Below are 24,330 nucleotides of genomic sequence, written 5' to 3'. Positions count from 1 at the left end.
GACGTGACTGTGCGCGTCGGAATCAACGGCTTCGGTCGTATCGGACGGAACTTCTGGCGGGCGGTGGATTCGCTGGACCACGACGTCGAGATCGTCGCGGTCAACGATCTGACCAACACCAAGACCCTGGCCCACCTGCTCAAGTACGACTCCGTGCTGGGCAAGCTGCCATACGACGTCTCCGCCGGCGAGGGTGTCATCACCATCAACGGCAAGGACCTCAAGGTCCTCTCGGACCGCGACCCGGGCTCGCTGCCCTGGGGGGACCTGGGCGTCGACGTGGTCGTCGAGTCCACCGGCTTCTTCACCAAGGCCGACGCCGCCGGCAAGCACCTGGCCGCCGGGGCCAAGAAGGTCATCATCTCCGCGCCGGCCACCGACGAGGACCTGACCGTCGTCATGGGCGTGAACGACGACGCCTACGACGGCAGCCAGAACATCCTGTCGAACGCTTCCTGCACCACCAACTGCGTGGCCCCCATGGCCAAGGTGTTGCACGAGAACTTCGGCATCGTCAAGGGCCTGATGACCACGGTGCACGCCTACACCAACGACCAGGTCATCCTCGACTACCCGCACTCGGACCTGCGCCGGGCACGGGCCGCCGCCGTCAACATCATCCCGACCAACACCGGTGCGGCGAAGGCCACCGCGCTCGTCCTGCCGGAGCTCAAGGGCAAGCTGCACGGCTACGCCCTGCGCGTGCCGGTGCCGGACGGCTCGGTCACCGATCTGACCGTCGAGCTGTCCAAGTCGGTCTCGGTCGACGACGTCAACGCCGCCTTCCAGGCGGCTGCGGCCGAAGGCCCGCTGGCCGGCAAGCTCGTGTACTCCACCGATCCGATCGTGTCCTCGGACATCGTCGGGTCGCCGGCGTCGTGCACCTTCGACGCCCCGCTGACCCTGGCCCTCGAAGGCAACCTGATCAAGGTCGTCGGCTGGTACGACAACGAGTGGGGCTACTCGAACCGTCTCGCGGACTTCGCCGCGCTGGTCGGTTCGAAGCTCTGATCGCCCGCTGATCCTGGGTGACGCGCCCGGCGGATCCACGACCCGCCGGGCGCGTTCCCGTGCCCGTCACCCGGTCGTGGTGTCCGGTAGTGCCGACAAGGAGTGCGCTGTGAAGGATCTCGACGACCTGCTGGCCGAGGGCGTGGACGGTCGGACCGTCCTGGTCCGGGCCGACCTGAACGTGCCGCTGGACGGCAGCACCATCACCGACGACGGCCGTATCCGCGCGTCGCTGCCCACCCTGCAGGCGCTCACCGGCGCCGGCGCCAAGGTGGTCGTCACCGCCCACCTGGGCCGTCCGAAAGGTGAGCCCGAGGCCAAGTACTCACTGGCCCCGGTGACCGCCCGGCTGGGCGAGTTGCTGGACGCGCCGGTCACCATGGCGCAGGACCTGGTCGGTCCGTCCGCCGCAGACGCGGTCGCCGCTGCCGGCAGCGGGTCGGTCGTGCTGTTGGAGAACGTGCGGTTCGACCCGCGCGAGACCAGCAAGGACGACACCGAGCGCGCCGCGCTGGCCCAGGACCTGGTCGACCTGGTCTCCGGTGGGGACCAGCCACCGGCCTTCGTGTCCGACGGTTTCGGAGTCGTGCACCGCAAGCAGGCGTCCGTCTACGACGTCGCGGCGAAGCTGCCGCACTACGGCGGCACGCTGGTGGCGGCCGAGACCGAGGTGCTGCGCCGGCTGACCGGCACACCGGAGCGCCCGTACGTGGTCATCCTGGGCGGGTCCAAGGTCTCCGACAAGCTCGGTGTCATCACGGCGCTGCTGCCGCAGGTCGACGCGCTGCTCATCGGTGGCGGGATGGCCTACACGTTCCTGGCCGCTCAGGGGCACCCGGTGGGCAACTCGCTGCTGCAGGCCGACCAGATCGAGACCACCAAGGCGCTGCTCGACCAGTACGGCGACAAGATCGTGTTGCCCAGCGACGTGGTCGTCGCCGACGCCTTCGCGGCGGACGCCGACAGCCAGGTCGTCGACGCCGGCGGCATCCCCGACGGCTGGATGGGGCTGGACATCGGCCCGAACACCCAGGAGGCGTTCTCCCGGGTCGTCGCGCAGGCCCGCACCATCTTCTGGAACGGCCCGCTGGGCGTGTTCGAGATGCCCGCGTTCGCCGCGGGCACCCGCGCCGTGGCCGAGGCCATCGCGGCGTCCGACGCGTTCTCGGTCGTCGGCGGCGGCGACTCGGCCGCGGCGGTGCGGACCCTCGGCGTCGACGAGGCCGCGTTCGGCCACATCTCCACCGGCGGCGGCGCGTCGCTGGAATTCCTCGAAGGTGCCGACCTGCCCGGTCTGGCCGTACTGGAGGCCTGATCCATGAGCACCGCCGTCCGCAAGCCGCTCATCGCCGGCAACTGGAAGATGAACCTCAACCACCTCGAGGGCATCGCTCTGGTGCAGAAGCTCGCCTTCACGTTGCCGGAGAAGTACTACGCCCACGTCGAGGTGGCGGTGGTCCCGCCGTTCACCGCGCTCCGCTCGGTGCAGACCCTGATCGACGGTGACCGGCTCAGCGTCGTGCTGGGCGCGCAGGACCTGGCCGCTGAGGACGCGGGCGCCTACACCGGCGACGTGTCCGGCACCATGCTGGCCAAGCTCGGCGTCACGTACGTCCTGGTCGGGCACTCCGAGCGCCGGCAGTACCACCACGAGACCGACGAGATCCTGGCGGCCAAGGTCGTCGCGGCCTACCGCAACGGTCTGGTGCCGATCCTGTGCGTGGGCGAGGGGCTGGAGGTCCGCGAGGCCGGCAACCAGGTCGAGCACGCCGTCGCCCAGTTGCGTTCCGCGCTCACCGGGATCACGGCGGAGCAGGCGGCCAGCCTGGTGCTGGCCTACGAGCCGATCTGGGCGATCGGTACCGGCCGGGTGGCCACGCCGGCCGATGCGCAGGAGGTCTGCGGGGCGCTGCGCGTGGCGCTGGCCGACCTGTTCGGCCCCGAGGTCGCCGGCGGCGTTCGGATCCTGTACGGCGGTTCGGTCAAGTCGTCCAACGTGTCGGAGATCGTCGAGCAGCCCGACGTCGACGGCGCCCTGGTGGGCGGCGCCTCGCTGGACGGCACCGAGTTCGCCACGCTGGCGGCCAATGCCGTGGGCGTGCTCGCCTGACCGCGGCTAGACTGCGCCCGACCGTGCTCATCAGCGGTGCACGTCCCGGGGCACCACGCCCCGGGACGGCACGGCCTGGACCAAGGCGATCATGAAGCTCTTCCTCGAGATCCTGCTGGTCATCACCAGCCTCGCCTTGATGGCGCTGATCCTGCTGCACCGGGCCAAGGGCGGTGGCCTGTCCTCGCTGTTCGGCGGCAGCATGCAGTCGTCGTTGTCCGGGTCCTCGGTGGTCGAGCGCAACCTCGACCGGCTCACCCTGTTCGTGGCGGCGATCTGGATCATCTCGGTGGTCGGGATCGGTCTGCTGCTCAAGGTCGGCGCCGGCTGACCCCGAGCGCCGGGAGGAGTTCGTCATGGCCGGAGGGAATCCGATCCGCGGTTCTCGGATCGGCGCCGGACGGATGGGCGAGGCTGAACGGGGCGAGTCAGCGCCCCGTCGCCTCGTCACCTACTACTGCGCCCACGACCACGTCACGCCGGTCCGGTTCGCCGAGGACGTGTCGCCGCCCGAGACCTGGGACTGCCCGCGCTGCGGGCTCCCCGCCGGTCAGAACGCCGCCGCGCCGCCGCCGATCCCGCGGTCCGAGCCGTACAAGACGCACCTGGCCTACGTCCGGGAGCGGCGGTCCGACGCCGAGGGCAACGCGCTGCTGGACGAGGCGCTGGCGCGCATCAACGAACGGCGCACCGCCGCGGACTGACCGGCCCGGTCACAGCCACTTGATCATCCGGGTGTTGCCCAGGGTGTTCGGCTTCACGAACGGCAGGTCGAGGAACTCCGCGACGCCGGCGTCATAAGAGCTCTGCAGTTCGGCGTACGCCTCGGCGGACAGGTCGAGCTCGCCGATCGGCTCGAACCCGAGCGAGCCGAAGAACCGCACCTCGAAGGTCAGGACGAACAGCCGCCGCAGACCCAGGTCCCGGGCCTGCTGGATGAGGTGCTCGCACACCGCCCGGCCCACGCCGTGCCCCTGGGCCACCGGATCGGTGGCGACCGTGCGGATCTCGCCCAGGTCCTCCCACAGCACGTGCAGGGCGCCGCAGCCGGCCACGGTGCCCGGACCCAGCTCGGCCGGCCAGGCCCGTTCCGCGGCCGGGTCGCGGCCGGGAGCCTGCTCGACGACGGACTCGGGCTCCGTGACCCGGGCCACCCAGAACTCGGTCACGTCCTCGAACAGGTTGGCCAGCGTCTTCTCCAGCAGCACGGGCCCGGCGAAGCAGTCCACCAGCTCCTTGATCCGACGCACGTCCGAGACCTTGGCCCGTTGCACCGCGATGCCCCTGGTGCCGGCCGGACGGTGGGCGAAGACGGGTCCGGTCACAGCGATCCAGCCTAGTCCGACCGACCGGGCGGCCGTACGCCCGACGACCGGCCGGCCTCGGGTGGCGTGCGTCCCTCCGGGCGATCGCCGACCCGTCCGGCGACTACAGTGTCCGGGTGCCCGCCGCGTCCGGTCCGTCCCGCGCCGCCCGCGTCAGCGTGTTGACGTTGGGCTGCGCCCGCAACGAGGTCGACTCCTCCGAGTTGGCCGGACGGCTGCACGCCGGCGGCTACGAGCTCGTCGCCGAGGATGCCCCGGCCGACGTCGTCGTGGTGAACACCTGTGCGTTCGTGGCCAGCGCCAAGAAGGACTCCATCGACACGCTGCTGGCCGCCGCCGACACCGGGGCCAAGGTCGTCGCGGTGGGCTGCATGGCCGAGCGGTACGGCCAGGAACTGGCCGACGCGCTGCCCGAGGCCGACGCGGTGCTCGGCTTCGACACCTACCCCGAGCTGGCCGGACTCGTCCAGCAGGTCCTTGACGGCGCGACGCCCGAGTCGCATCAGCCCACCGACCGGCGGCTGCGGCTGCCGCTGTCCCCGGTGCAGCGGCCCGCCGCCGCGGACACCGTGGTGGTGCCGGGGCACACCTTGCCGCTGGCCGACGGCCGCACCGGGCCCACCCTGCTGCGGCGCCTGCTGCACGCCGGGCCGGTGGCGCCGCTGAAGATCGCGTCCGGCTGCGACCGGCGGTGCACGTTCTGTGCCATCCCGTCCTTCCGTGGCGCCTTCGTCTCCCGCCCGCTCGACGACATCGTGGCCGAGGCGGCCTGGCTGGCCGAGCAGGGTGTGCGCGAGGTCGTCCTGGTCAGCGAGAACTCGACGTCGTTCGGCAAGGATCTGCCCGGCGACCGGCATCTGGAGCGCCTGCTGCACCACCTGGACGGGGTGCCCGGGCTGCACCGGGTGCGGCTGTCGTACCTGCAGCCGGCCGAGACCCGCCCGTGGCTGCTGGAGGCCATCGCGGCGACACCGACCGTGGCGGACTACTACGACATGTCGTTCCAGCACGCGGACGCCGCGTTGCTGCGGCGCATGCGCCGATTCGGCTCACGCGAGTCGTTCCTGGCGTTGATCGACCAGATCCGGACGGCCGCTCCCGAAGCGGGCATCCGGTCGAACGTGATCGTGGGTTTCCCGGGCGAGACCGAGCAGGAACTGGCCGAGCTCACCGAGTTCCTCATCTCGGCCCGGATGGACACCGTCGGTGTCTTCGGGTACTCGGACGAGGACGGTACCGCGGCCGCCGACCTGCCCGGCAAGCTGCCCCAGCACGTGGTGGACGAGCGGGTCGAGGCGGTGAGCTCGCTGGTCGAGGAGCTCACCGGGCAACGTGCGGAGGACCGGATCGGGACCGACGTCGACGTGTTCGTCGACGCCACCGACGACCCGGGCGTCGACGACGACCGGTCCGCGACCGGGTGGCGTCGCGTCGCCGGCCGGGCCCACCACCAGGCTCCCGAGGTCGACGGCATCACCTGGCTGCGGCTGCCGGTCGACGGGCCCGGGCCCACGCCGGGTGAGCTGATCCGCGCGCGGGTGGTCGCCGCGGAGGGCGTCGACCTCGTCGCCGAGCCGCTGGTCGCGGTGGGGGCCGGATCGGCGACTGCCGTCGTGGGCGCCGGGCGGTCGTGATGGCGCCCACCCCGCCGGTGCCGCTGGTGAACCTGCCGAACGCCCTGACCGTGCTGCGCCTGATCCTGGTGCCGGTGTTCCTGCTGGCGCTGTTCGCCGGCGGTGGTCACGACGCAGCCTGGCGGTGGACGGCTACGGCGATCTTCGCGGTCGCCGCCATCACCGACCGGTACGACGGGCACATCGCGCGCAAGCGCGGGCTGGTCACCGACTTCGGCAAGATCGCCGATCCGATCGCCGACAAGGCCCTCACCGGGTCCGCGCTCATCGGGTTGTCGATGCTGTCCGATCTGGCCTGGTGGGTGACCCTCGTCATCCTGATCCGCGAGGTCGGCATCACGCTGTTGCGGCTGGCGGTGCTGCGGTACGGCGTCATCGCGGCCACCCCGGGTGGCAAGGCCAAGACCCTGGCGCAGGTGGTGGCGATCGGATTGTTCCTGATGCCGCTGCCCAACGCGATCAGCTGGTTGCCGATCGGCATGATGGCGCTCGCGCTCATCCTGACCGTGGCCACCGGTGTCGACTACCTGATCCGGGCCATGGCGCTGATCAGCCACGGACCGGCCAACCGCAGGCCCCGGACCTCCCGGCCGCCGACCGCCTCGTCGCCGGGGGACCGGCCGTGACCGCGCCCGGCGGCGGGCTGGCCGCCCTGCTCGGCGTGGACCCGGGGCTGGTGACCGGGACGGTGGCGGCGCTGCGGGCCCGGTCGTGGACGGTGGCCACCGCGGAATCGCTCACCGCCGGGCTGCTCACCGCGGTGCTCACCGAGGTCCCCGGGGCCAGCGCGGTGGTGCGCGGTGGCCTGGTCGTGTACGCCACCGATCTCAAGCACAGCCTGGCCGGCGTCGACCGGCACCTGTTGGACCGGGTGGGCGCCGTGCATCCTCAGGTGGCAGAGCAACTGGCCGCCGGGGCACGCAGCCGGTGCGGCGCGACGATCGGAGTGGGTCTGACCGGTGTCGCCGGGCCGGACCCGCAGGACGGCATCGAGGTCGGCACCTGGTTCTGCGCGCTGTCCGGACCGACCGGCACGCCCACATCCGTCCACGGATCGCCGGCCGAGTTGCCCACGGGGTCAGCTACCGCCGTGCGTGCCGCCGTGCGTGCCGCCGCGGTCACCGGCGCCCTCGAGCTGCTGTACCGCGTCGTCACCGGCTGATCGGCTCCGCAACGGGGCCGGAACGCGACCGTGATCCCGTCATCATCCGAGCCGTGGAACATCGCCGGGAACGGTGACGTTGGATCGGTCGGAACCTCTGATCACGGTGGTGGTCTCGTCCCGGTCCCCGGGACGGCCAGGACGGTGCAGCTGCCGTCGTGTGGGAGGACTCGGCACCGGGCTCCGCAACCGGATGTCAGGGTGGACCGGTACCTTGGGTCATCATCGGCGGACGAGAGGAGGTGCGACGTGCTCTTGCGAGACGCATTGGGTGAAACGCTCCGGGACGCCAGAACTCGGCAGAACCGGACGCTGCGCGATGTCTCGACGGCGGCCAACGTGTCGCTGGGGTATCTGTCTGAGGTCGAGCGCGGACGCAAGGAAGCCTCCAGTGAGCTGCTGGCCTCGATCTGTGAGGCCCTGGACCTCGAGCTGGCCGAGGTGCTCGACACGGTGAGCCGCACCATCCGGACCGATGCGGTGGCTGGTCTGGGCAAGCGCGAGGTCACCGCCAACTCCAGCAAGGCCGCGGCTCCGGCCGCTGCCGCCGTCAAGGCCAACGGTGCCGTCAAGGCTTCTGTCCGGGCCGCCATCGATCCGTCCCTGCGGATCGTGCTGCCCTACGGCCGCAACCGGCCGAGCCCGTCGGTGCGCTGACCGGCGACGATCGCCCCGGCAGAGCCCGTCCTCCCGCTCCGGGAGGGCGGGCTCTGCCTGTTCGGCGGCCGGATCAGGCCCGGGCGTAGGTGAGGTACGTGCAGCCGTCGCCCGTCCGGCGGGCAGCCTCGCGCCACCGGTCCGGGTCGATGGGCGGGAACACGGTGTCTCCGGCCACCTCTTGATCGACCTCGGTGATCTCCAGCCGGTCGGCCAGGTCGATGGTCTGACGGTAGATCTGTCCGCCGCCGACCACCATCACCGGGCGCGGGTGCCCCGCGGGATCGAGCTGCGGCCGAGCGGCGACGCGGCCCAGCGCGTCGTCGATCGATCCGGCCACCTCGACCCCGGTCGGGCAGAACGACCGGTCGCGGGTGACCACGACGGTGCGCCGACCGGGCAGTGGCCGGCCGATCGATCCGAAGGTGCGGCGGCCCATGACCAGGGCATGGCCGAGGGTCATCGCCCTGAATCGCCGCAGATCCTCCGGCAGGTGCCACGGCATGCCGCCGTCGGCACCGATGATCCCGCCGCGGGCGACCGCGGCGACGAGCACGATCTCCATCCCCGCCTGCACTTCCGTCTGCATCTCCTTCTGCACTTCGGTCTGCCTTCCGGTCTGCCTTCCGGTCTGCACGGCCTCAGACCGCGACCGGGGCCTTGATGGCCGGATGCGGGTCGTAGCCGAGGATGGTGATGTCCTCGACGTCGAAGGCGTCCAGCTCGGTGACGGCCGGGTTGAGCTGCAGGGTCGGCAGCGGGCGCGGCGTCCGGGTCAACTGCGATCGGGCCTGCTCGAAGTGGTTCGAGTACAGGTGCGCATCGCCCATGGTGTGGACGAAGTCGCCCGGCCGGAGGCCGACGACCTGCGCGACCATGGCGGTGAGCAACGCGTACGACGCGATGTTGAACGGCACGCCCAGGAACACGTCCGCGGACCGCTGGTAGAGCTGACAGGACAGCCGGCCGTCCGCGACGTAGAACTGGAACATCGTGTGACACGGCGGGAGGGCCATGTCCTTGACCTCGGCCACGTTCCACGCCGAGACGATGTGCCGACGCGAGTCGGGGTTGGCCCGCAGCGAGGACACCACCGCGGCGATCTGGTCGATCGAGCCGCCGTCGGGGGTGGGCCAGGACCGCCACTGGTGGCCGTACACCGGTCCCAGCTCACCCTCGGGGTCGGCCCACTCGTCCCAGATGGAGACGCCGCGCTCCTGCAACCAGCGGACGTTGGTGGAGCCGCGCAGGAACCACAGCAGCTCCACCACGACGGACCGCAGGTGCACCTTCTTGGTCGTCACCACCGGCAGGCCGTCGGCCAGATCGAAGCGCATCTGGTGACCGAAGATGCTCCGGGTCCCGGTGCCGGTGCGGTCCGACTTGTCGATGCCCGTGTCCAGGATCCGCTGCATGAGGTCGAGGTACTGCTGCATCCGGCCAGCCTAGGGTCGTGGCGAGGGAGCGCTCGGCTGCCTCGCGGGGGTCGGGGACGTGAGCTCCAGCCGGGCGGTCGGGGTGAGGCCGGCCGCCTCGCGGCGTCGACTGGCGCGGTTCACCTGGATCGAGGCCCGGCGGCCGTCGATGGTGAGTTCGGCCAGCAGGTCGCCGAAGAACGGGCCAGCCGTGCGCTCCCAGGACACCGACGGCTCCGGCACGGGCCCGAGCACCCGGAGCAGCCGGCGGACCACCCGCTCCGCCGCCCGGCTCCAGGCCAGCCGGAACGCCAGCTTCATGGGCCACGGGACAGAGTTGTGCAGCGGGGAGCAGGTCAGCTGGAACACCGCGGCATGCTCCGGTGCTCGCTCGGCGTCGCGGCCGCCCGGGCCCGACGCGTCGTCATCGGCCCACCAGGCGCGGGACAGGTACGCGTGGTGCACGTCCCCGGACAGCACTGCGACGGTGGCCGGCGTGCGGCCCTGCGCGCCCGGTCCGACGCGGCCCTCGGCGACGTCCCGGATCAGTGAGGTGAGCCGTTCGAAGGAGTCGCGGAACGACGCCCAGTGCTCGAGATCGGCCGCTCGGCGGAGTGTTTCGGCCACTCGGGCCGGCCGACGACCGCGTCGACCGGCAGCCAGCTGCTCGTCCCAGGCCTCGACGTCGTGCATGGCGCGGGGGAGCAGCCAGGGCAGGGACGTGCCGATCAGCAGATGGTCGTAGTCACCGGGCAGCTGGTCGGTGATCCAGTTGAACTCGGTGTCGCTGATCATGCTGCGCTCGTCGTCGGTGAGGATCCGTCCACACCGCGAGTCGATCATCAGCAGCCGGGTGCGGCCCAGGTCGCGGCGGTAGGACCAGCGCGCTGGCTTCCCGCCGTCGGCCTCCTGGTCGGCGGCCGACGCGAACTCCCGCAGCAGCGGCTCGGCGTCACCGGCGTGCGTGCGGAGCTGCTGGTACAGGTCGAGCTCGTCCAGCTCGGCGGGGGAGAGGTTGCCCAGGTGCTGGTACACCCAGTAGGAGCTCAACGCCCCGGTGATGCGCTCGGCCCACCAGGAGGTGGCCTGCATGTCCTGGCGCCACGTCTGGGAGGTGTTCCAGTCGTCGTGCACGTCGTGGTCGTCGAAGATCATCGACACCGGGACGGTGGCCAGCAGCCAGGCCACGTGCGGATCGGTCCAGGACTCCTCGTAGAGCCAGGTGTACTCCTCGTAGTCGGCGACCTCGACGCCCGGCCCCGTGTCGTCGTCGGGGTCGCGGCGCTGGCGGATCCGCTGCTGGGTCCGCTCGGACGTCTCGTCGGCGTAGACCTGGTCGCCGAGCAGGAGCAACGCGTGCGGCCACTGCTCGGGCGGCGATTGCGCGAGCTGCCGGGCGTAGCAGTCCAGGGCGTCGTCGTCGTAGCCGGCGTCACCCACCACCGCGGCGCCGTTGGCGTAGCGGCAAGAGCCGAACGCGAGCCGGATCTGCTCGGCATCCGCCGGCAGCGTCCGGATCGTCGGCCGGGGCAGCGACGAGTCCGGGCGCGGCCAGACCTGCTGCCCGTCCAGCCGGACGTCGTACGCCACCGCGGCGCGCGGCGTCAGCCCGGTCACGGTGACCAGTGCGTAGTGGTGCCCGGCCACCGTCCAGGTGTGCTCGCGGTGGCCGAGCACCTCGACCTCACACGGGGTGTCGGTCTCCACCCAGACGGTGGCGTCGGTCGGTCCGATGTGCCTGAGCAGCGGTCCGATCCGCAGCCCCGTCACGACTGCTGGTCGTCGGCGATGAGTCGCTCACGCATCTGCGCCATGGTGCCCCCAGCGGGCAGGTCGCGACGGCGCAGCTCTGCCTGCAGATCGGCCCGGGTGCGGCCGCCGTACTCCTTGGCGGGCTGCGGGGTGGTGTCGGTAGCGGTGGCCGTCTCGGCGGCGGTAGCCGTGGCGGCGTCCGGGACCGGCTCGGTGCGGGTGGTCCCGGTCGTGGTCGGTGCCTCGGCGTGCGGCAGCGGGTCGACGTGGTGCGGGGCCGGGGTGGCCGGGGTGGCCACACCGTCGGCGTCGCTCGGGTCACCGATCTCGAGGTGGTCCGCCGTCGCCTCGGTCTCCTCCGATCCCGCGGCCCGTTCGGTCGGGCCGGGCTCGTCGGACTCGGCGCCGGTGCGACCGCGGAGCGTCTGCTCGATCGCGTGCGCGACCGATCCGGCCTGCTCGCGCAGAGCCATGAGCTGGTCGGTGACCGAGTCGACCACCTCACGCAGGGTGTGGCCGGCGGACTCGAGGTACGGCCGCACGCGCTCGTTGACCGCGTCGGTGCTCTCGTCGAGCCGGTCGGAGACCTGGGCGCCGACCGAGCCCTCGCCGAACAGCTGACGGCGGACCGCCGCCGCCTGGTGCCGGACCGCCTCGAGGGTGGCCGCAGGCAGAGCGGTCGGGTGGCTGAGCTGCTCGCGGACCTGGTCGCGCAGCGTGCGGCCCACCTCACCGGCCTCGGACGCGAGCGAGCCGGCGAGCCGGCCGGGATCGGTCATCACGTGCTCGACGAGCGTCCGCAGCTGGGTCTGGAGGTCAGGCTGACCGCCGGCCTCTGCGTCCGCGGTCGACGGCTCATCGCCGGGTGCCTGCTCCTCTGAAGGGCGGGATCCGGCACCTCCGGTCGCGTCCGCCGTGGCTCCACCGACCTGCTCGTCGGCTCCGGGAACAGTCCCACCGTGGTCGGGCATGTCCACTCCCTCCTGACGGTCGCGCCGGTCTGGGCGCCGTCGGGTCGCGGGTCGGCCATGACGACGTCCCGGGATCCGGGGAACACGCCGTCCGGTGGGTCAGCGTAGTCCGGGTGCCGTGCTCGGCTCGGATCAGACCTGAGCGGCTGAGCGGCGGGATCGGCGCGCCCGGGTCGCCGCGACGTCCGGCAGCATGGATGGGACGGGATCACCGGGACGGGATGGGGTGAGGCGGTGTCCGGGCATCCGCACCGTGCGCGCCGGGCCGACGAACTGATCGCCGAGGCCCAGGCCCGTGGGGACTTCGACGAGCTGCCCGGCGCCGGCCGACCGCTGCGGGCGGCCGATGCGGCCGTGCGCGACGAGTACTGGTGGATCAAGCAGTACGCCGAGCGGGAGAACGTACCTGGCAGCGAGTTCCTGCCCGAGCCGCTCAAGCTGCGCAAGGAGCTCGAGACGCTGCGCCACCGGGTGGTGCTGATGTCCAGACAGAGCGCCGTCCGGGCCGAGGCCGAGGCGCTCAACGCCAGGATCCGCGCGGAGATCCGCACTCCGACCTCGTCGATCCCGGTGGCGCGCAGCCCGGTCGACGTGGACGAGGTGGTCCGGAGGTGGGAGCTCGACCGGGAGGTGCGACGATCGAGATCGGCACTGGCCGCGAGACCTTCGGTGCCCGCTGTCGCCGATCGGCGGGTTCGCAGCGGCAGCTGGTGGCGGTGGTTCTTCACCGGTCGGTGACCGGCCGCCGGCCCCCGGTCGGGGTCACTCGCGGTGACCACACGAGAGGGAGATCGCTCCATGAGACTCGGACTGCACGTTCCCAACTTCACCTACGCCGGAGGTCCGCAGACCCTGGCCCGGGACCTGACCCGGATCGCCGAGACGGCCGAGGAACAGGGCTTCGCCCGGCTCAGCGTGATGGACCACGTCTGGCAGATCGGCGTGGTCGGCCCGCCGGAGCTGGACATGCTCGAGGCGTACACCGCCCTGGGCTACCTGGCCGCCCGCACCTCGGAGATCGAGCTGCTGGCCTGGGTCACCGCCGTCGTCTACCGCGAGCCCGGGTTGCTGGCCAAGGCGGTCACCACGCTGGACGTGCTGTCCGAGGGCCGGGCGATGCTCGGCATCGGCGCCGCCTGGAACGAGGAGGAGTCGCTCGGGCTCGGCCTGCCGTTCCCGTCCACCAAGGAGCGCTTCGAGCGGCTCGAGGAGGCGCTGCAGATCTGTCTGCAGATGTGGAGTGACGACGAGTCGCCGTACCAGGGCAAGCACTACACCTTGGCGCGCACGCTGAACTCGCCGCAGTCGCTGCGCCGCCCGCACCCGCCGATCCTCATCGGCGGCGCGGGGGAGAAGAAGACGCTGCGGATGGTCGCCCAGTACGCGCAGGCGTGCAATCTGTTCGACACCCCGGAGCTGGAGCACAAGCTCGAGGTGCTGCGCGGTCACTGCGACGCGGTCGGCCGGAACTACGACGACATCGAGAAGACGGTGATGACCGGCCTGGACCCGGGTCCGGACGGCGAGAAGATCGACGCGCTGCTCGGCAAGCTCCGCAGGTTCGCCGACCTCGGCATCCAGCAGGTGCACGGCTCGCTGCCCGAGGTCGCCACGCTGCGGCCGCTGGAGCTGCTGGGCCGGCGGGTCGTACCGGAGATCAGCGCCTGGTGACCGACCCCGGACCGCCGGACGGGGCATCCGTCCTCGATCTCCCGGCCGCAGGGCGGTCCGAGAGCACGATGACCGTGCTGATCGCGTTCGGTGCGAACCTGCTGGTGGCCGTGGCCAAGTCGGTCGCCGCCGGGATCACCGCGTCGGCGTCGCTGGTGGCCGAGGCGGCGCATTCCTGGGCGGACACCGGCAACGAGATCTTCCTGCTCATCGCCGACCGCCGGTCCCGGCGGCCTCCTGACCGGGCCCACCCGCTGGGCACCGGGCGGGAGGCCTACGTCTGGTCGCTGTTCGCGGCGCTCGGATTGTTCGTCGCGGGTGCGGCGGTCTCCATCACGCACGGGATCCAGGAGCTCATCGATCCGGAACCGGCCACCGACTACCTGGTGGGCTACCCGGTGCTGGCCGTGGCCTTCGTGCTCGAGGGCATCTCGTTCCTGCAGTCGGTCCGCCAGGCCCGCCGCGAGGCCGCCGAGGTGCAGGAGGACCTGCTGGACCACGTGTTGGCGACCTCGGACCCGACGCTGCGCGCGGTGTTCGCCGAGGACGCCGCGGCGCTGGTCGGGTTGCTCATCGCGGCAGCGGGCCTGGGCCTGCACCAGCTCACCGGCTCGCCGGTGCCGGACGCCATCGGGTCGATCGGGGTGGGCCTGGTGCTGGCCGTCGTGGCGGCCGTGCTCATCAACCGCAACCGCCAGTTCCTGGTCGGGCAGGAGGTCACCCCGCGGATGCGGGACGCCGCCCTCGCGGCGCTGCTCGACCTGCCCGATGTGGACCGGGTGACCGCCCTGCGGATGGTGTTCGTGGGACCCCGGCAGATCTACCTGATCGCCGATGTCGACCTGACGGGCGACGACACCGAGACCCACCTGGCCGTGCGGCTGCGGGCCCTCGAGGACCGGATCCGCCGGGCTCCCTCGGTGGTCGAGTGCACGTTGACCTCGCCGCGCCCAATGAGCTCGGCCTGCGACCCGATGGCGTCTGACGCCGCGCCGTGTTCGGCGGTGCGATCAACGAGATCCCGCGTACCTGGCGCGGTAGTCCCGCGGTGTCGTTCCGTACTGGAGGCGGAACGCCCGCGAGAACTGGTCGCGGCCGTGGAATCCGACGCGCATGGCGATGTCGGAGAGTGGGAGATCCGGGCGGTCCTCCCGGAGCAGTCGTGCGGCCTGGTCCAATCGGGCCGACCGGATGTAGGTCGAGACGGTCAACTCCTCCGCCTCGAACAGTCGATGGACATACCGTCGGCTGATCCCCAGGCCGGTCGCGATGACGGCTACGTCCAGGTCGGGATCGTGCAGGCGCTCGTGCACGAACTGTCGCACGCGTTCCCGGTTCCCGGGCTCCTCGCGGAAGTCGTGCGCAGTCCGCTCGAGACCCGCCCACACGACCGCGGACAACAGTTCGCCCAACGTCCGTCCCAGATGGGACTCGAGACTCGGGTGCAGTGAGGCGGACAGGTCGTCGGTGAGGGCGCTGAGGAAACTGACGGCCGCGCGGACCACCGAGGTGGTGGGGAGCGGGCGACCGATCATCTGCCCGACCATGGCGTCGGCCACATCCAGATGGACGAGCGGCCGGCTGACGACGACGTGGCGTCCGGGATCATCAGCGTGCAGCGTGAAGGGCCGGTCGAGGCGGATCACGGTGGGCACCCCCGGTGGGCGGCGAGCTCGGCGGCCGTCCTGACGCATCACCGCTGCCGACGACATGGACACGTGCAGCGCCAAGGTCGCCGGCGAGGACACCGCGCCAGTGGGCACCGTCAGCGTGAACGGGGTCGAATCGAAGATGTGCACCGCCGTACCGTCGATCTCCAGCCACGTCCCGTGGCCGACGTACTGGTCGGAATCGGTGGTACTCAGACGCATCCGGTGTGACTGCCGGAACGCGTCGAGGCCGGCCTTGCCAACGATGCTCGTCGTACAACGCGGGACCACACCGCCGTGCGGCGGGGAAGAACCGACACGAGCGGTGCTCTCGTCGATCGTGACGTGCTGATCGTCTCGATGCTGACCCACGGCAGTCCCCGTCCAGAGCTGGGCCGGCCGCATGACTGTTCAGCGTCCCCTGGCGGAACCATACGTCCCGCTGCCCCGCTCGGCTGCCCCATTCGGAGATGACACGGTGGAGTGTGCGCGATGGGTCGGATGAGCGACCCCAGCATCGCGCGGCCCGCAGCGTTCCGGCGCGTCCCGCCGACCTGCGCCGGTCGAGCGCCCGGCAAGACGACGAATCGCGCCACGTGGGTCGACGACGACCGGGACCGAGAGTGACGGTTCGTCCGGTCTGAGCGCCGGTCGAATCGCCCGGATCGGCAATGGTCCGGCGCGAGGCGCGGCCGTAACTTCCTTCTCGTGATCCTCACCACCGCTCCACACGAGGGCGCCGGGGAATTCACGAGCCGCGGTACCACCGGGTGTCCTCGCCGCTCGCACAGCGGTGGAGATCCTCAGCGACATCAGCACGATCGAATTCCGCAGGGTCGGACGGAATCCTGGCCGGAATCGTGTCAGGCGGTCGTTGCACCGGCAGCACCGCACCATTTCCCGTTGGGTGGAGGCCCAGATGACTCAAGTGCAGGACGCCACCCGCTCGACGCGTCGTCAGCGCCGCGGAAAGGTCCGTGCCGTGCTCGCCGGCTGCGCGGCATTGGGCGTCGGTGCCGCCGTGACCCTGGCGGCGTGGACCGACACGGAGTGGGTCTTCGGTGGAGGCCAGGGTGACGGCGACACCGTGGGGACCTCGACGTTCAATGTCCAGCAGAACGTCTTCGACGGTGTCGGATTCACCGATCGATCGGCGACACCCGGGGGCCAGCTGCGGTTCGCCCCGGGCGCCACGTCCATCACCCCGGGCGACGTGATCACCGCACCGATGCAGCTGCAGACGGAGGCCGGCTCCGACGCCGGCACCGTGACTCTCGAGCCGGCGGCGCTCAACGGCTCCGATCAGGCGCTGTTCGATGCCGTCACCTACGCGGCGTACACCGGACTCACCGCCGCCGAGTGCTCGGCGGCGGATCTGGCCGGTGGAACCGCCCTGGTGCCCGACAATTCGGGACTGGCCACGGGTTCGGCGGACGATGCGATCGCGCTGGATGCCGACCAGGGCAATGTCGTCGACGTCTGCTTCGTGATCACCTTGCCGGACGACGCGCCGAACACGTTGCAGGGACTCACCATCGCGCCCGCCTGGGAGTTCTCCGCGGAATCGGTCGAGTGACCAGGGTCGGCGGTCGGTCGCGGGACCGCCGACCCGAACCACAGCCTCGGTCGTGGGCGGATCGATGCCGTGGGGTGTTGCTGACGGTCCTGGCTGGGCTCGGGGTGATCAGTCTTGTCGCGGTGACAGCGGCGCTGACCATGCACCTGTCACTGATCGTCTTCAAGACCGGATCGATGAGCCCGACCATCCCCCCCGGTGCGTTGGCCGTCGTGCGGGAGACCTCGGCCGTGTCGCTGGCGGTCGGTGACGTGGTCACGGTCCAACGCGACCGGTACCGACTGCCGGTGACCCACCGGATCGTCGAGATCGACGAAGGAGTCGGCAGTTCGGACCGAGTGCTCACGCTCAAGGGCGATGCCAACCCATCGGTGGACCCGGTGACCTACCCGGTCACTTCGGTCCGTCGGGTGCTCTGGTCGGTTCCCGAGCTCGGTCGGTGGGTGATGTGGCTCCGGGCTCCGTGGGTGCTGCTGACCCTGTCGTTGCTGGTGACGAGCCTGGTGACGTGGACCTTCTGGCCCACCCCGGCGGCGAACGGGACGTCGGGGTCCCGGGACGGCCACGGCAGGGATCGGCGACCGTTGTCCGACCTCAGCCCACACCAGCGGCGGAGACTGCAGAGCCGTGGGAACGCCACGAGAGGATGGACATGGTCACGGAGTTCGAGCCCGTCGGCGCTTCGTCGGGCACGGACGACGACGGTCCCGACGACCGACGGAACACCTTCGGGACACGACGCGTCGCCGGAGCGCTGGCCATCACGATGACGCTCGCCCTGGGGATCGCGGACCCGGCCGCAGCGGATGCGGTGTTCGTCCCGATCCCGGAGACGGGCGCGGACGGTGAGCTCATGCTGGGCTCATCGCTGTACCCCTTGGACATCCCGTCGCTGTCGCCCGGTCAGTCGTTCAGTTGGCAGATCCGGGCCAGTGTGTCGGACGAGGTGGACATCGGCTCGCTGGAGATGGAAGTGGACGCCAGCGGTTCGCGTGCGGTGGACGACGACGGATACTTCCTGACCCTGGAGGTCTGCGACCAGCCCTGGCTCTCGGTCGACGGATTGAACGCCACGCCGGCTTGCCCGGGAGCCCGAACCGAGGCGGTCCGCCGGGTGTCGTTGGCCGAACACACCGGTGAGGACGGCGTCGACCTGCCCCCGGTCGCGCCCGATCGGCCCGCGTACGTCGCATTCGTCCTGGATCTGCCCGGCGACAGCGCCCAGCGTCCTGACGAGGGCAAGCTCGACCTGTCGATCCGGGTCACCGCGGAGGGAGACGATCCGCAGGACACCGGGTCGCCCGATCCGTCCAGCCTGCCGTCGGACGGCGGCGGGGCGGGTCGCTCAGGCCGGCCGTCCGGGTGGTCCGGATCCGTCGACGAGAACGGCGTGTCGACCGTCACCGGCGGTGCCCGGTCGGATGGGCCGGTGACCGCTCCGGGCCAGGGCGGACGTGCCGACGGTCGGTTGAGTTGGACGGGATTCGAGCTGGTCCGGTATCTGGCCATGGGACTCGGTGCGGTGGCGATCGGAGTGGTCCTCGCCCTGGTGGCCAGGCGTCGGGCGTGGCGGCCGAGAGCATGAGAGACCCGAGAGCATGAGACACACTGCCGGTCCGTCGAGATCGCTCGCGCCTGGGACCACCCAGCTGGGATGGCGCGTCGTCCTGGTCGTCCTGGTCGTCCTGGTCGTCCTGGTCGTGGGCGCCTCGATGGTGGTCCGGCCCACCCGGGCCGCATGGACCGACGCGGAGTGGGTCAACGGGGCGATGTCGGTCCGCGTCCCGCGCGACTGCGACACGCCCGGGCGGTTCAGCACCGAGGCCGGGGGTCGGATGCTGAGCGGGCGCCTGCTCGGGACGGATCTGGACGCCCTTGCCGCCCTCCGGGGCATCACCGTCGTCAACGACGGCACCGGCTCGGAGTCCGATCCCGACCGACCGGCCGTGGCCGAGGACACCCATGCGAACCCGCTCGAGGCGCAAGCGCTGGGAGCCTTGAACGCCGAGCTGGGCGACACGTTCCAGTTCGGCCTTCTCGCCGGTCAGGCTGGGGCCGACAACCAGTGGGGGCAGGCGCACAGCACCGGTCGATCGGCCGGCGCGGCCGGGCTGGTGTCGGACTCGGGGGCGATCGGGCTGACCAGGACAGCAGCGGACGAATCGCTGCCCACCACGGCGACCTTGGCGCTCGGCGAGCTCCTGCCCGCAGCCGCGGCCGTGGCGGATGTCCGGCTGGAGGTCGGCGCGGTGGCGTCGTCCACCGCGCTGGCCTGGTGCGAAACGCTCGAATCGCTCGCGGCCGACCCCGGCTCGGCGCCGGTCGTCGACCGTGACTACGCGGTGGCCGGCCTCGATGTGGTCACCGACTCGCCCACGGTCGCCGCGGTCCGAACCGCCGCACGTGCGTCGATCGACACCACCGCCGGTGCCGTGACCGGCCTGGCCGGGCCGACCGGGCTGATCTCCCGGACGCTCCGCAACGGCGTGGTCAGCGCACTGACCGGTGCGATCGGCTCACTGAGCCTGGGGCAGGTGAGTACCGCCGCCACCGTCACCGTGGACCTCGCGCCGGTCACCGCACTGCTCGATCGACCGATGGACGACGGGGTGGTGTCGATCGATCTCCCGGCCGGCATCGTCCGCGTCGATCTCGCGGCATTGCTCAACGGACCGGAGGGCCTCAACGGACTGGCCCCGAACACCGAACTGGTCGTCGATGCCCCGGTGGTCAACGCGTTGACCGCCCGGGTCGGCGCGCTGCTCGACACCAGGACCCGGCAATTGGGCGAGGCCATGAGTGCGGCGATCGCCGCCGCTCGGGTGACCGCGACCGTCGACGTCAGGCTCCGCGGCAGTGTTCCCCTGGTCGGGGCTGCGGACGTGGCGAACCTCCGCCTCACTCTGGACGACACGCTGGCCGCGGTGCTCAGCGGCGACGCCGACCTGGCGCTGGGAACGTCGCTGCTGGTTCCGGCGGTCGGCGCAGTGGTCAATCCGATCCTGAACACCATCACCGGCGTCGCCCTGAACTCGGCGGTCCGTCGAGGTCTCGTGACGACGGTGGCCGGCGCGGTCGCCCCGGTCGTCACCGCTGCGACGACGTCTCTTGGATCCGGGCTCGCCACGGCCACTGCGCCGCTGGTCACCTTGCTCGGAGCCATCGGATCGACGCTGAGCACGGCGCTGTCCGTGACGGTCAACGTGCAGCCGGATCACACGGGCGCGCCCCCCGCCTCGGTGGCGGAGCCGGGCGCGTTCCAGGTCGACGCACTGCGTCTGGGCGTGCTGGACGGCGTGGCGACGGTCGCTGCGGTGTCCCTCGCCCGCTCGTGGGCGGGCCCGAACACCGAACTGCGATGAGTCGAACCGGTCCCCGGGGTCAGTGCCCCCGACGCGGCCTACCATCACCGCACCGTTCGAGGTCGGGAGGTTCCATGTCCAGCGATCCGAGTTCCGGCTCGGGCCCGGCGGTGGCGTCGATCGCCACGACCGCGGACCCGTCCACCGCCGCCTACTGGGACGCGCGCTATGGCGCCGCTGGCCGGCTGTGGAGCGGCCGCCCGAACGTGCGTGTGGTGGAGCACATCTCGGCGTTGTCGCCCGGTTCCGCCCTTGACGTCGGCGCGGGGGAGGGTGGCGACGCACTCTGGCTGGCAGCACGCGGCTGGCGAGTCACCGGTCTCGACATCTCGGCGGTGGCCCTGCTGCGGGCCGCGGAACAGGCGGCTGCGCAGGGGCTTCCGAACATCGACTGGCAGTGTCGGGACGTGCTGGGCTGGACGCCGCCGGCCGCCGCGTTCGACCTGGTCTCCGTGCAGTACCTGCACCTGTCGGAGCCGGCGCAGCGTGACCTGCACCGGCTGCTGACCCGGGCCGTGCGCGTGGGCGGTCGCCTGCTGGTGGTCGGCCACCACCCGGACGAGGTGCCTGCCGCCCGTCGGTTCGACCCGGCGCGCTGGTACCCGACGGCCGAGCAGATGGCCGAGTCGCTGCCGTGCACCACCGACGGGCAGTGGCGCGTCGAGGTCGCCGACGCCCCTGCGCAGACGGTCGCCGACCCGCACGGTACGGCGCTGACCATCCGGGACGCGGTCCTGCTGGCCATCCGCACGGCCTGATCCGGGGCAGCCGGGGCGCGGGTGCTCGGCCGCCCCGGAACACCTCACTGCGGCTGGCCGGCGCCGCCGATGTTGACCAGCCACGCGATGCCGAACCGGTCGGTGCACATCCCGAAACTGTCGCCCCACGGTGCCACCTCGAGCGGCACGGTGACCGATCCGCCCTCGCCGGTGAGCGTGTCCCAGTACCCGCGCAGCTCGGCGTCGTCCTCCGATCCGCCGCTGAGGGACACCGAGATGTTGGTGCCTGGGGTGAAGGGCATCGTCGACGGCGTGTCCGCCGCCATCAGGGTGAGCCCCCTCGGCGTGATCAGCTGTCCGTGCATGGTCTTGTTCGCCTCGGAGGGGTCCTGGGCCATCCCGTAGTCACCGAAGCTGCTGGTGGTCGGCTCCCCGCCGAACACACTCGCGTAGAAGGCGAGCGCCTCAGCGGCGTTGTCGCGGAAGTTGAGGTAGGGGTTCAGGGTCACGGCCATGGGGATCTGCTCCTCGGGTCAGTCGGACAGCTGCGGATCGCCGGTCACGCAAGCCTGGCAGTGCTCCGGAGCCGGCGCTCGGTGGCGCGGGCGGATGTCGTGCGTGCCCCTCGCACGACACGGACGATCGGTCGACCGGGGCGACCTGCGGAAGTCATCGGATCGGGTGCCGACCGTGCTGTCGCCCGGGTGACCGACGCCTGGGCGTGGGTGCGGTCCGGGTCACCCCGGTGCACGACCGCCCGGACGGTCAGGTGCACGATGATGGCGGCCGCGCGCCGCGCGCAGGTCCGTCCAACGAGGGAGATCGCCGTGGAGTACGTCCGGCTCGGATCGTCCGGTCTGCAGGTGTCCAGAATCTGTCTGGGGTGCATGAGCTACGGCGCACCCGATCGCGGACCCCACCCGTGGAGCCTCGACGAGGAGACCAGCCGTCCGTTCCTGCGGCGGGCGCTGGACGCCGGCATCAACTTCTTCGACACCGCGAACGTCTACTCCGATGGCACCAGCGAGGAGTACCTGGGCCGCGCGCTGCGGGACTTCGCCTCCCGGGACGACGTGGTGATCGCGACCAAGCTCAACGGCCGGATGCGGCCGGGTCCCAACGGTGCCGGGCAGTCCCGCAAGGCCATCATGACCGAGGTGGATCACAGCCTGCGTCGGTTGGGCACCGACTACATCGACCTGTACCAGATCCACCGTTGGGACCACGAGACCCCCATCGAGGAGACGATGGAGGCGCTGCACGACGTGGTCAAGGCGGGCAAGGTCCGCTACATCGGCGCCTCCTCGATGTGGGCGTGGGAGTTCGCCAAGGCCCAGTACGTGGCCGCGGCGAACGGCTGGACGCGGTTCATCTCGATGCAGAACCACTACAACCTGCTCTACCGCGAGGAGGAGCGGGAGATGATCCCGCTGTGCCTCGACCAGGGAGTCGGGCTGATCCCGTGGAGCCCGATGGCCCGCGGCCGGCTGACCCGGGACTGGGAGCAGGGCAGCCGCCGGCAGGAGACCGACGAGTTCGGGTCGACGCTCTACCTGGACGAGGACCGGGTGATCGTCGACGCCGTCGCCGCGATCGCCGACGAGCGCGACGTGCCCCGGGCGCAGATCGCGTTGGCCTGGGTCGCCTCCCGGCCCGGCGTCAGCGCACCGATCGTCGGGGCGACCGCCGAGTCGCACATCGACGACGCGGTGGCCGCGCTGTCGATCGAGTTGACGGCGGACGAGGTCGAGCGTCTGGAACAGCCGTACCAGCCGCACCCGGTGGTGGGCATCGCGGTGCCCAAGCGTTGACCGGCCGATCGTTCCCTCCCTGTCGGTGTCGAGCGACTCACCGTCGCCGGAACCATCCGGGCGTGTCGGCGGGACCGGTCGGCGGCCGATCGCTGCGAAGCTGATCCGTGCTCTCCGTCCTCGCCGGCATCGCGTCCCTGGCGATCGTGATCGCGATCGGGTTCCTGCTGGCCCGGTTCCGGGTGATGCCGGAGCGGACCCCGGAGGTGCTGTCCCGCCTGGTGTTCCTGGTGGCCACCCCGGTGCTGCTGGTGCGCACCCTGGCCGGCACCGACGTGGCCACCGTCCTGTCGACGCCGCTGGCGGTCACAGGTGTCTCGACGTCGGTCACCGGGCTGACCTGTGGGCTGATCGCGCGGCTCGCTCTGCGTCGCTCGACGGCCGAGAGCACGATCGCCGGCGTCGCCTCCTGCTACGTGAACGCGGTGAACCTGGGCGTGCCCCTCACCGTCCAGGTGTTCGGGACCGCGGAACACGTGGTGCCGGTGCTCTTCTGGCAGATCGTGGTGCTGGCGCCGATCACGTTCGTCCTGCTGGACACGGCGCGGTCCGGGATCGGCGGAGACGGCCGGGTCGCCGCACTCCGGGCGGCCGGACGGGTGGTGGCCCGCACCGCACGCAATCCGCTGCTCATCGCGACGGCGCTGGGGTTGGTGCTGTCGCTGCTGGACTGGCGCCTCCCATCGGTGATCGACGAACCGCTCGCGCTGATCGGCGGCCTGGCTGTGCCGGGCGCGCTGCTGGCCTTCGGCATGTCGCTGGTCGGCGGTGTGCCCGGGGAGCGGTCGGCCCGGCCGGCCGACGTCGCGCTGACCCTGACGGGCAAGTTGGCCCTGCTGCCGGTGGTGACCTGGGTGGTCGCGCAGTTCGGCTTCGGACTGACCGGCGCCGACCTGCTGGCCGTGACGGTGTGCGCTGCGCTGCCGACCGCGCAGAACGTGTTCGTCTTCGCCATGCAGTACCGCGCGGCGGTACCGTTGGCCCGCGCCGCCGTCGCCCTCAGTACGGTGGGCTGTGTGCCGGTGTTCCTGCTGATCCTGGCCCTGCTGGGTCCATGACCGTCCCTGCCGCCGCGGGCGGTTCCGACCTCTCGGCGCTGGCCGGTCAACGGTTCATCGCCCTGACCACCTTCCGCGCCGATGGCACCCCGGTGACCACGCCGGTCTGGGTGGTGCGAGCCGGCCGCGGGGCGACCGGTGGCCATGCCCTGGTCGTCACCACGCCGTCCGGCACGGCGAAACTGCGTCGGATCCGGCACGGCGCGGGCGTGGTGCTGCGGCCGTGCACGCGGTTCGGCCGCATCCCGCCGGGTGCCCGGACGGTGGTCGGCGAGGCCGTCATCGTCGGGGACGACGGGCAGCATCCCGCGCTGGTGGACCGGTTCCGGGCGAAGTACGGCCTGGAGTATCGCCTGTTCATGGCGGTGGAGCGCTTGTCCCGCCGCACCGAGCAGGGTCGGACGCTGATCTGGATCGTCCCGGAGGGCGCCGCGGCCTGAGTCCGCG

At 71.5% G+C, this 24,330-nt stretch carries 25 protein-coding genes and 1 pseudogene; 19 read left to right on the top strand and 7 right to left on the bottom strand.

Annotated elements, in window-relative coordinates; all coding sequences use genetic code 11:
- The first annotated feature begins 3 nt into the window (after positions 1–3).
- The 5 genes from gap (at position 4) to JL106_RS01970 (ending at position 3,825) form a co-directional block, all read left to right on the top strand.
- On the top strand, positions 4–1,011 hold the full coding sequence (gene gap, locus JL106_RS01990) for a type I glyceraldehyde-3-phosphate dehydrogenase (protein WP_205259011.1): 1,008 nt from the start codon (positions 4–6) through the stop codon (positions 1,009–1,011).
- A gap of 109 nt (positions 1,012–1,120) precedes the next feature.
- On the top strand, positions 1,121–2,326 hold the full coding sequence (locus JL106_RS01985; RefSeq protein ID WP_205259010.1) for a phosphoglycerate kinase: 1,206 nt from the start codon (positions 1,121–1,123) through the stop codon (positions 2,324–2,326).
- 3 nt (positions 2,327–2,329) lie between these two features.
- On the top strand, positions 2,330–3,121 hold the full coding sequence (gene tpiA, locus JL106_RS01980; protein WP_205259009.1) for a triose-phosphate isomerase: 792 nt from the start codon (positions 2,330–2,332) through the stop codon (positions 3,119–3,121).
- A gap of 91 nt (positions 3,122–3,212) precedes the next feature.
- A complete protein-coding gene (gene secG, locus JL106_RS01975) occupies positions 3,213–3,452 on the top strand; it encodes a preprotein translocase subunit SecG (protein WP_205259008.1) in 240 nt (79 codons plus the stop codon).
- 25 nt (positions 3,453–3,477) lie between these two features.
- Positions 3,478–3,825 carry an RNA polymerase-binding protein RbpA gene (locus JL106_RS01970; protein WP_205259007.1) on the top strand — a complete coding sequence of 116 codons (348 nt, stop codon included), beginning with the start codon at positions 3,478–3,480 and terminating at the stop codon, positions 3,823–3,825.
- A gap of 9 nt (positions 3,826–3,834) precedes the next feature.
- Here JL106_RS01970 and JL106_RS01965 read toward each other — a convergent pair whose 3' ends face one another.
- Complete coding sequence (locus JL106_RS01965) at positions 3,835–4,452, bottom strand: amino-acid N-acetyltransferase (RefSeq protein WP_407940069.1); 618 nt, start codon at positions 4,450–4,452, stop codon at positions 3,835–3,837.
- A 110-nt stretch (positions 4,453–4,562) separates the two neighbouring features.
- Here JL106_RS01965 and rimO point away from each other — a divergent pair, with 110 nt between their 5' ends.
- The 4 genes from rimO to JL106_RS21860 all read left to right on the top strand — a co-directional run bounded on the left by rimO (position 4,563) and on the right by JL106_RS21860 (position 7,899).
- Entirely contained in the window at positions 4,563–6,080 is a 1,518-nt protein-coding gene (gene rimO, locus JL106_RS01960; protein WP_205259006.1) for a 30S ribosomal protein S12 methylthiotransferase RimO, read from the top strand.
- Positions 6,080–6,706, top strand: a complete 627-nt coding sequence (gene pgsA, locus JL106_RS01955) for a CDP-diacylglycerol--glycerol-3-phosphate 3-phosphatidyltransferase (protein ID WP_205259005.1) — start codon at positions 6,080–6,082, stop codon at positions 6,704–6,706. Before rimO ends, pgsA begins: the two co-directional genes overlap by 1 nt.
- A gap of 26 nt (positions 6,707–6,732) precedes the next feature.
- A complete protein-coding gene (locus JL106_RS01950; protein WP_407940068.1) occupies positions 6,733–7,242 on the top strand; it encodes a CinA family protein in 510 nt (169 codons plus the stop codon).
- Positions 7,243–7,491: 249 nt separating this feature from the next.
- Complete coding sequence (locus tag JL106_RS21860) at positions 7,492–7,899, top strand: helix-turn-helix domain-containing protein (protein WP_205259003.1); 408 nt, start codon at positions 7,492–7,494, stop codon at positions 7,897–7,899.
- Between the two features lie 73 nt (positions 7,900–7,972).
- On the opposite strand, the gene JL106_RS01940 is transcribed toward JL106_RS21860, so the two are convergent.
- From JL106_RS01940 to JL106_RS01925, 4 genes are read right to left on the bottom strand one after another with little or no spacing between them, the layout of a single operon-like run.
- Positions 7,973–8,500, bottom strand: a complete 528-nt coding sequence (locus JL106_RS01940; RefSeq protein ID WP_205259002.1) for a dihydrofolate reductase — start codon at positions 8,498–8,500, stop codon at positions 7,973–7,975.
- Positions 8,501–8,540: 40 nt separating this feature from the next.
- Positions 8,541–9,335: a thymidylate synthase gene (locus tag JL106_RS01935; protein WP_205259001.1), complete on the bottom strand. Its 795-nt coding sequence runs from the start codon at positions 9,333–9,335 to the stop codon at positions 8,541–8,543.
- Positions 9,336–9,344: 9 nt separating this feature from the next.
- Complete coding sequence (locus JL106_RS01930) at positions 9,345–11,084, bottom strand: alkaline phosphatase D family protein (protein WP_205259000.1); 1,740 nt, start codon at positions 11,082–11,084, stop codon at positions 9,345–9,347.
- Complete coding sequence (locus tag JL106_RS01925) at positions 11,081–11,845, bottom strand: SAP domain-containing protein (RefSeq protein WP_205258999.1); 765 nt, start codon at positions 11,843–11,845, stop codon at positions 11,081–11,083. Before JL106_RS01925 ends, JL106_RS01930 begins: the two co-directional genes overlap by 4 nt.
- Before the next feature lie 426 nt (positions 11,846–12,271).
- Between JL106_RS01925 and JL106_RS01920 the strand changes: the two genes are divergently transcribed.
- The 3 genes and pseudogenes from JL106_RS01920 to JL106_RS22340 form a co-directional block, all read left to right on the top strand.
- Positions 12,272–12,775, top strand: coding sequence for a DnaJ family domain-containing protein (locus JL106_RS01920; protein WP_205258998.1), 504 nt, complete (start codon positions 12,272–12,274; stop codon positions 12,773–12,775).
- A gap of 60 nt (positions 12,776–12,835) precedes the next feature.
- Positions 12,836–13,708 (top strand): LLM class F420-dependent oxidoreductase, encoded by an 873-nt coding sequence (locus JL106_RS01915; RefSeq protein ID WP_205258997.1) that lies wholly within the window; start codon positions 12,836–12,838, stop codon positions 13,706–13,708.
- Between the two features lie 68 nt (positions 13,709–13,776).
- Positions 13,777–14,586 (top strand): annotated as a pseudogene (locus tag JL106_RS22340) (cation diffusion facilitator family transporter); the annotation flags it as partial.
- 132 nt (positions 14,587–14,718) lie between these two features.
- Here JL106_RS22340 and JL106_RS22335 read toward each other — a convergent pair.
- Positions 14,719–15,243 (bottom strand): helix-turn-helix transcriptional regulator, encoded by a 525-nt coding sequence (locus JL106_RS22335; protein WP_407940067.1) that lies wholly within the window; start codon positions 15,241–15,243, stop codon positions 14,719–14,721.
- A gap of 1,033 nt (positions 15,244–16,276) precedes the next feature.
- On the opposite strand from JL106_RS22335, the gene JL106_RS01900 reads away from it, so the two are divergent.
- From JL106_RS01900 to JL106_RS01885, 4 genes are all read left to right on the top strand, one after another.
- Positions 16,277–16,933: a SipW-dependent-type signal peptide-containing protein gene (locus JL106_RS01900; RefSeq protein WP_205258995.1), complete on the top strand. Its 657-nt coding sequence runs from the start codon at positions 16,277–16,279 to the stop codon at positions 16,931–16,933.
- Between the two features lie 652 nt (positions 16,934–17,585).
- Entirely contained in the window at positions 17,586–18,518 is a 933-nt protein-coding gene (locus JL106_RS01895; RefSeq protein WP_205258994.1) for a hypothetical protein, read from the top strand.
- 13 nt (positions 18,519–18,531) lie between these two features.
- The gene (locus tag JL106_RS01890; RefSeq protein ID WP_205258993.1) at positions 18,532–20,295 is read left to right on the top strand and encodes a choice-of-anchor G family protein; all 1,764 of its coding nucleotides are present in this window, start codon (positions 18,532–18,534) and stop codon (positions 20,293–20,295) included.
- Positions 20,296–20,369: 74 nt separating this feature from the next.
- Positions 20,370–21,053 carry a class I SAM-dependent methyltransferase gene (locus JL106_RS01885; protein ID WP_205258992.1) on the top strand — a complete coding sequence of 228 codons (684 nt, stop codon included), beginning with the start codon at positions 20,370–20,372 and terminating at the stop codon, positions 21,051–21,053.
- Positions 21,054–21,097: 44 nt separating this feature from the next.
- Here the strand turns inward: JL106_RS01885 and JL106_RS01880 are convergent, their stop codons facing one another.
- On the bottom strand, positions 21,098–21,529 hold the full coding sequence (locus tag JL106_RS01880; RefSeq protein WP_205258991.1) for a VOC family protein: 432 nt from the start codon (positions 21,527–21,529) through the stop codon (positions 21,098–21,100).
- Positions 21,530–21,841: 312 nt separating this feature from the next.
- On the opposite strand from JL106_RS01880, the gene JL106_RS01875 reads away from it, so the two are divergent.
- The 3 genes from JL106_RS01875 (at position 21,842) to JL106_RS01865 (ending at position 24,323) form a co-directional block, all read left to right on the top strand.
- A complete protein-coding gene (locus JL106_RS01875) occupies positions 21,842–22,825 on the top strand; it encodes an aldo/keto reductase (protein ID WP_205258989.1) in 984 nt (327 codons plus the stop codon).
- 107 nt (positions 22,826–22,932) lie between these two features.
- A complete protein-coding gene (locus JL106_RS21855; protein WP_205258988.1) occupies positions 22,933–23,883 on the top strand; it encodes an AEC family transporter in 951 nt (316 codons plus the stop codon).
- Positions 23,880–24,323: a PPOX class F420-dependent oxidoreductase gene (locus JL106_RS01865; RefSeq protein WP_205258987.1), complete on the top strand. Its 444-nt coding sequence runs from the start codon at positions 23,880–23,882 to the stop codon at positions 24,321–24,323. The genes JL106_RS21855 and JL106_RS01865 overlap by 4 nt, the downstream gene beginning before the upstream one ends.
- Positions 24,324–24,330: the final 7 nt, after the last annotated feature.

Origin of the sequence: Nakamurella leprariae, assembly GCF_016918035.1 — a bacterium.
In the GTDB taxonomy this organism is placed as follows: Bacteria; Actinomycetota; Actinomycetes; order Mycobacteriales; family Nakamurellaceae; genus Nakamurella; species Nakamurella leprariae.
Note: the sequence above shows the minus strand (reverse complement) of the source record. Positions and strands in the feature narration are given on the sequence as shown.

Bases quoted from the DNA above. Each gene is read 5' to 3' on its own strand.
- JL106_RS01885 (WP_205258992.1), top strand. From the start codon at position 20,370: ATGTCCAGCGATCCGAGTTCCGGCTCGGGCCCGGCGGTGGCGTCGATC.
- tpiA (WP_205259009.1), top strand. From the start codon at position 2,330: ATGAGCACCGCCGTCCGCAAGCCGCTCATCGCCGGCAACTGGAAGATG.
- JL106_RS22335 (WP_407940067.1), bottom strand. From the start codon at position 15,243: ATGATCGGTCGCCCGCTCCCCACCACCTCGGTGGTCCGCGCGGCCGTC.
- JL106_RS01895 (WP_205258994.1), top strand. From the start codon at position 17,586: ATGGTCACGGAGTTCGAGCCCGTCGGCGCTTCGTCGGGCACGGACGAC.
- pgsA (WP_205259005.1), top strand. From the start codon at position 6,080: ATGGCGCCCACCCCGCCGGTGCCGCTGGTGAACCTGCCGAACGCCCTG.
- JL106_RS01915 (WP_205258997.1), top strand. From the start codon at position 12,836: ATGAGACTCGGACTGCACGTTCCCAACTTCACCTACGCCGGAGGTCCG.
- JL106_RS01865 (WP_205258987.1), top strand. From the start codon at position 23,880: ATGACCGTCCCTGCCGCCGCGGGCGGTTCCGACCTCTCGGCGCTGGCC.
- JL106_RS01935 (WP_205259001.1), bottom strand. From the start codon at position 9,335: ATGCAGCAGTACCTCGACCTCATGCAGCGGATCCTGGACACGGGCATC.
- JL106_RS01900 (WP_205258995.1), top strand. From the start codon at position 16,277: ATGACTCAAGTGCAGGACGCCACCCGCTCGACGCGTCGTCAGCGCCGC.
- JL106_RS01970 (WP_205259007.1), top strand. From the start codon at position 3,478: ATGGCCGGAGGGAATCCGATCCGCGGTTCTCGGATCGGCGCCGGACGG.
- secG (WP_205259008.1), top strand. From the start codon at position 3,213: ATGAAGCTCTTCCTCGAGATCCTGCTGGTCATCACCAGCCTCGCCTTG.
- JL106_RS01880 (WP_205258991.1), bottom strand. From the start codon at position 21,529: ATGGCCGTGACCCTGAACCCCTACCTCAACTTCCGCGACAACGCCGCT.
- JL106_RS01890 (WP_205258993.1), top strand. From the start codon at position 18,532: ATGAGACACACTGCCGGTCCGTCGAGATCGCTCGCGCCTGGGACCACC.
- JL106_RS01925 (WP_205258999.1), bottom strand. From the start codon at position 11,845: ATGACCGATCCCGGCCGGCTCGCCGGCTCGCTCGCGTCCGAGGCCGGT.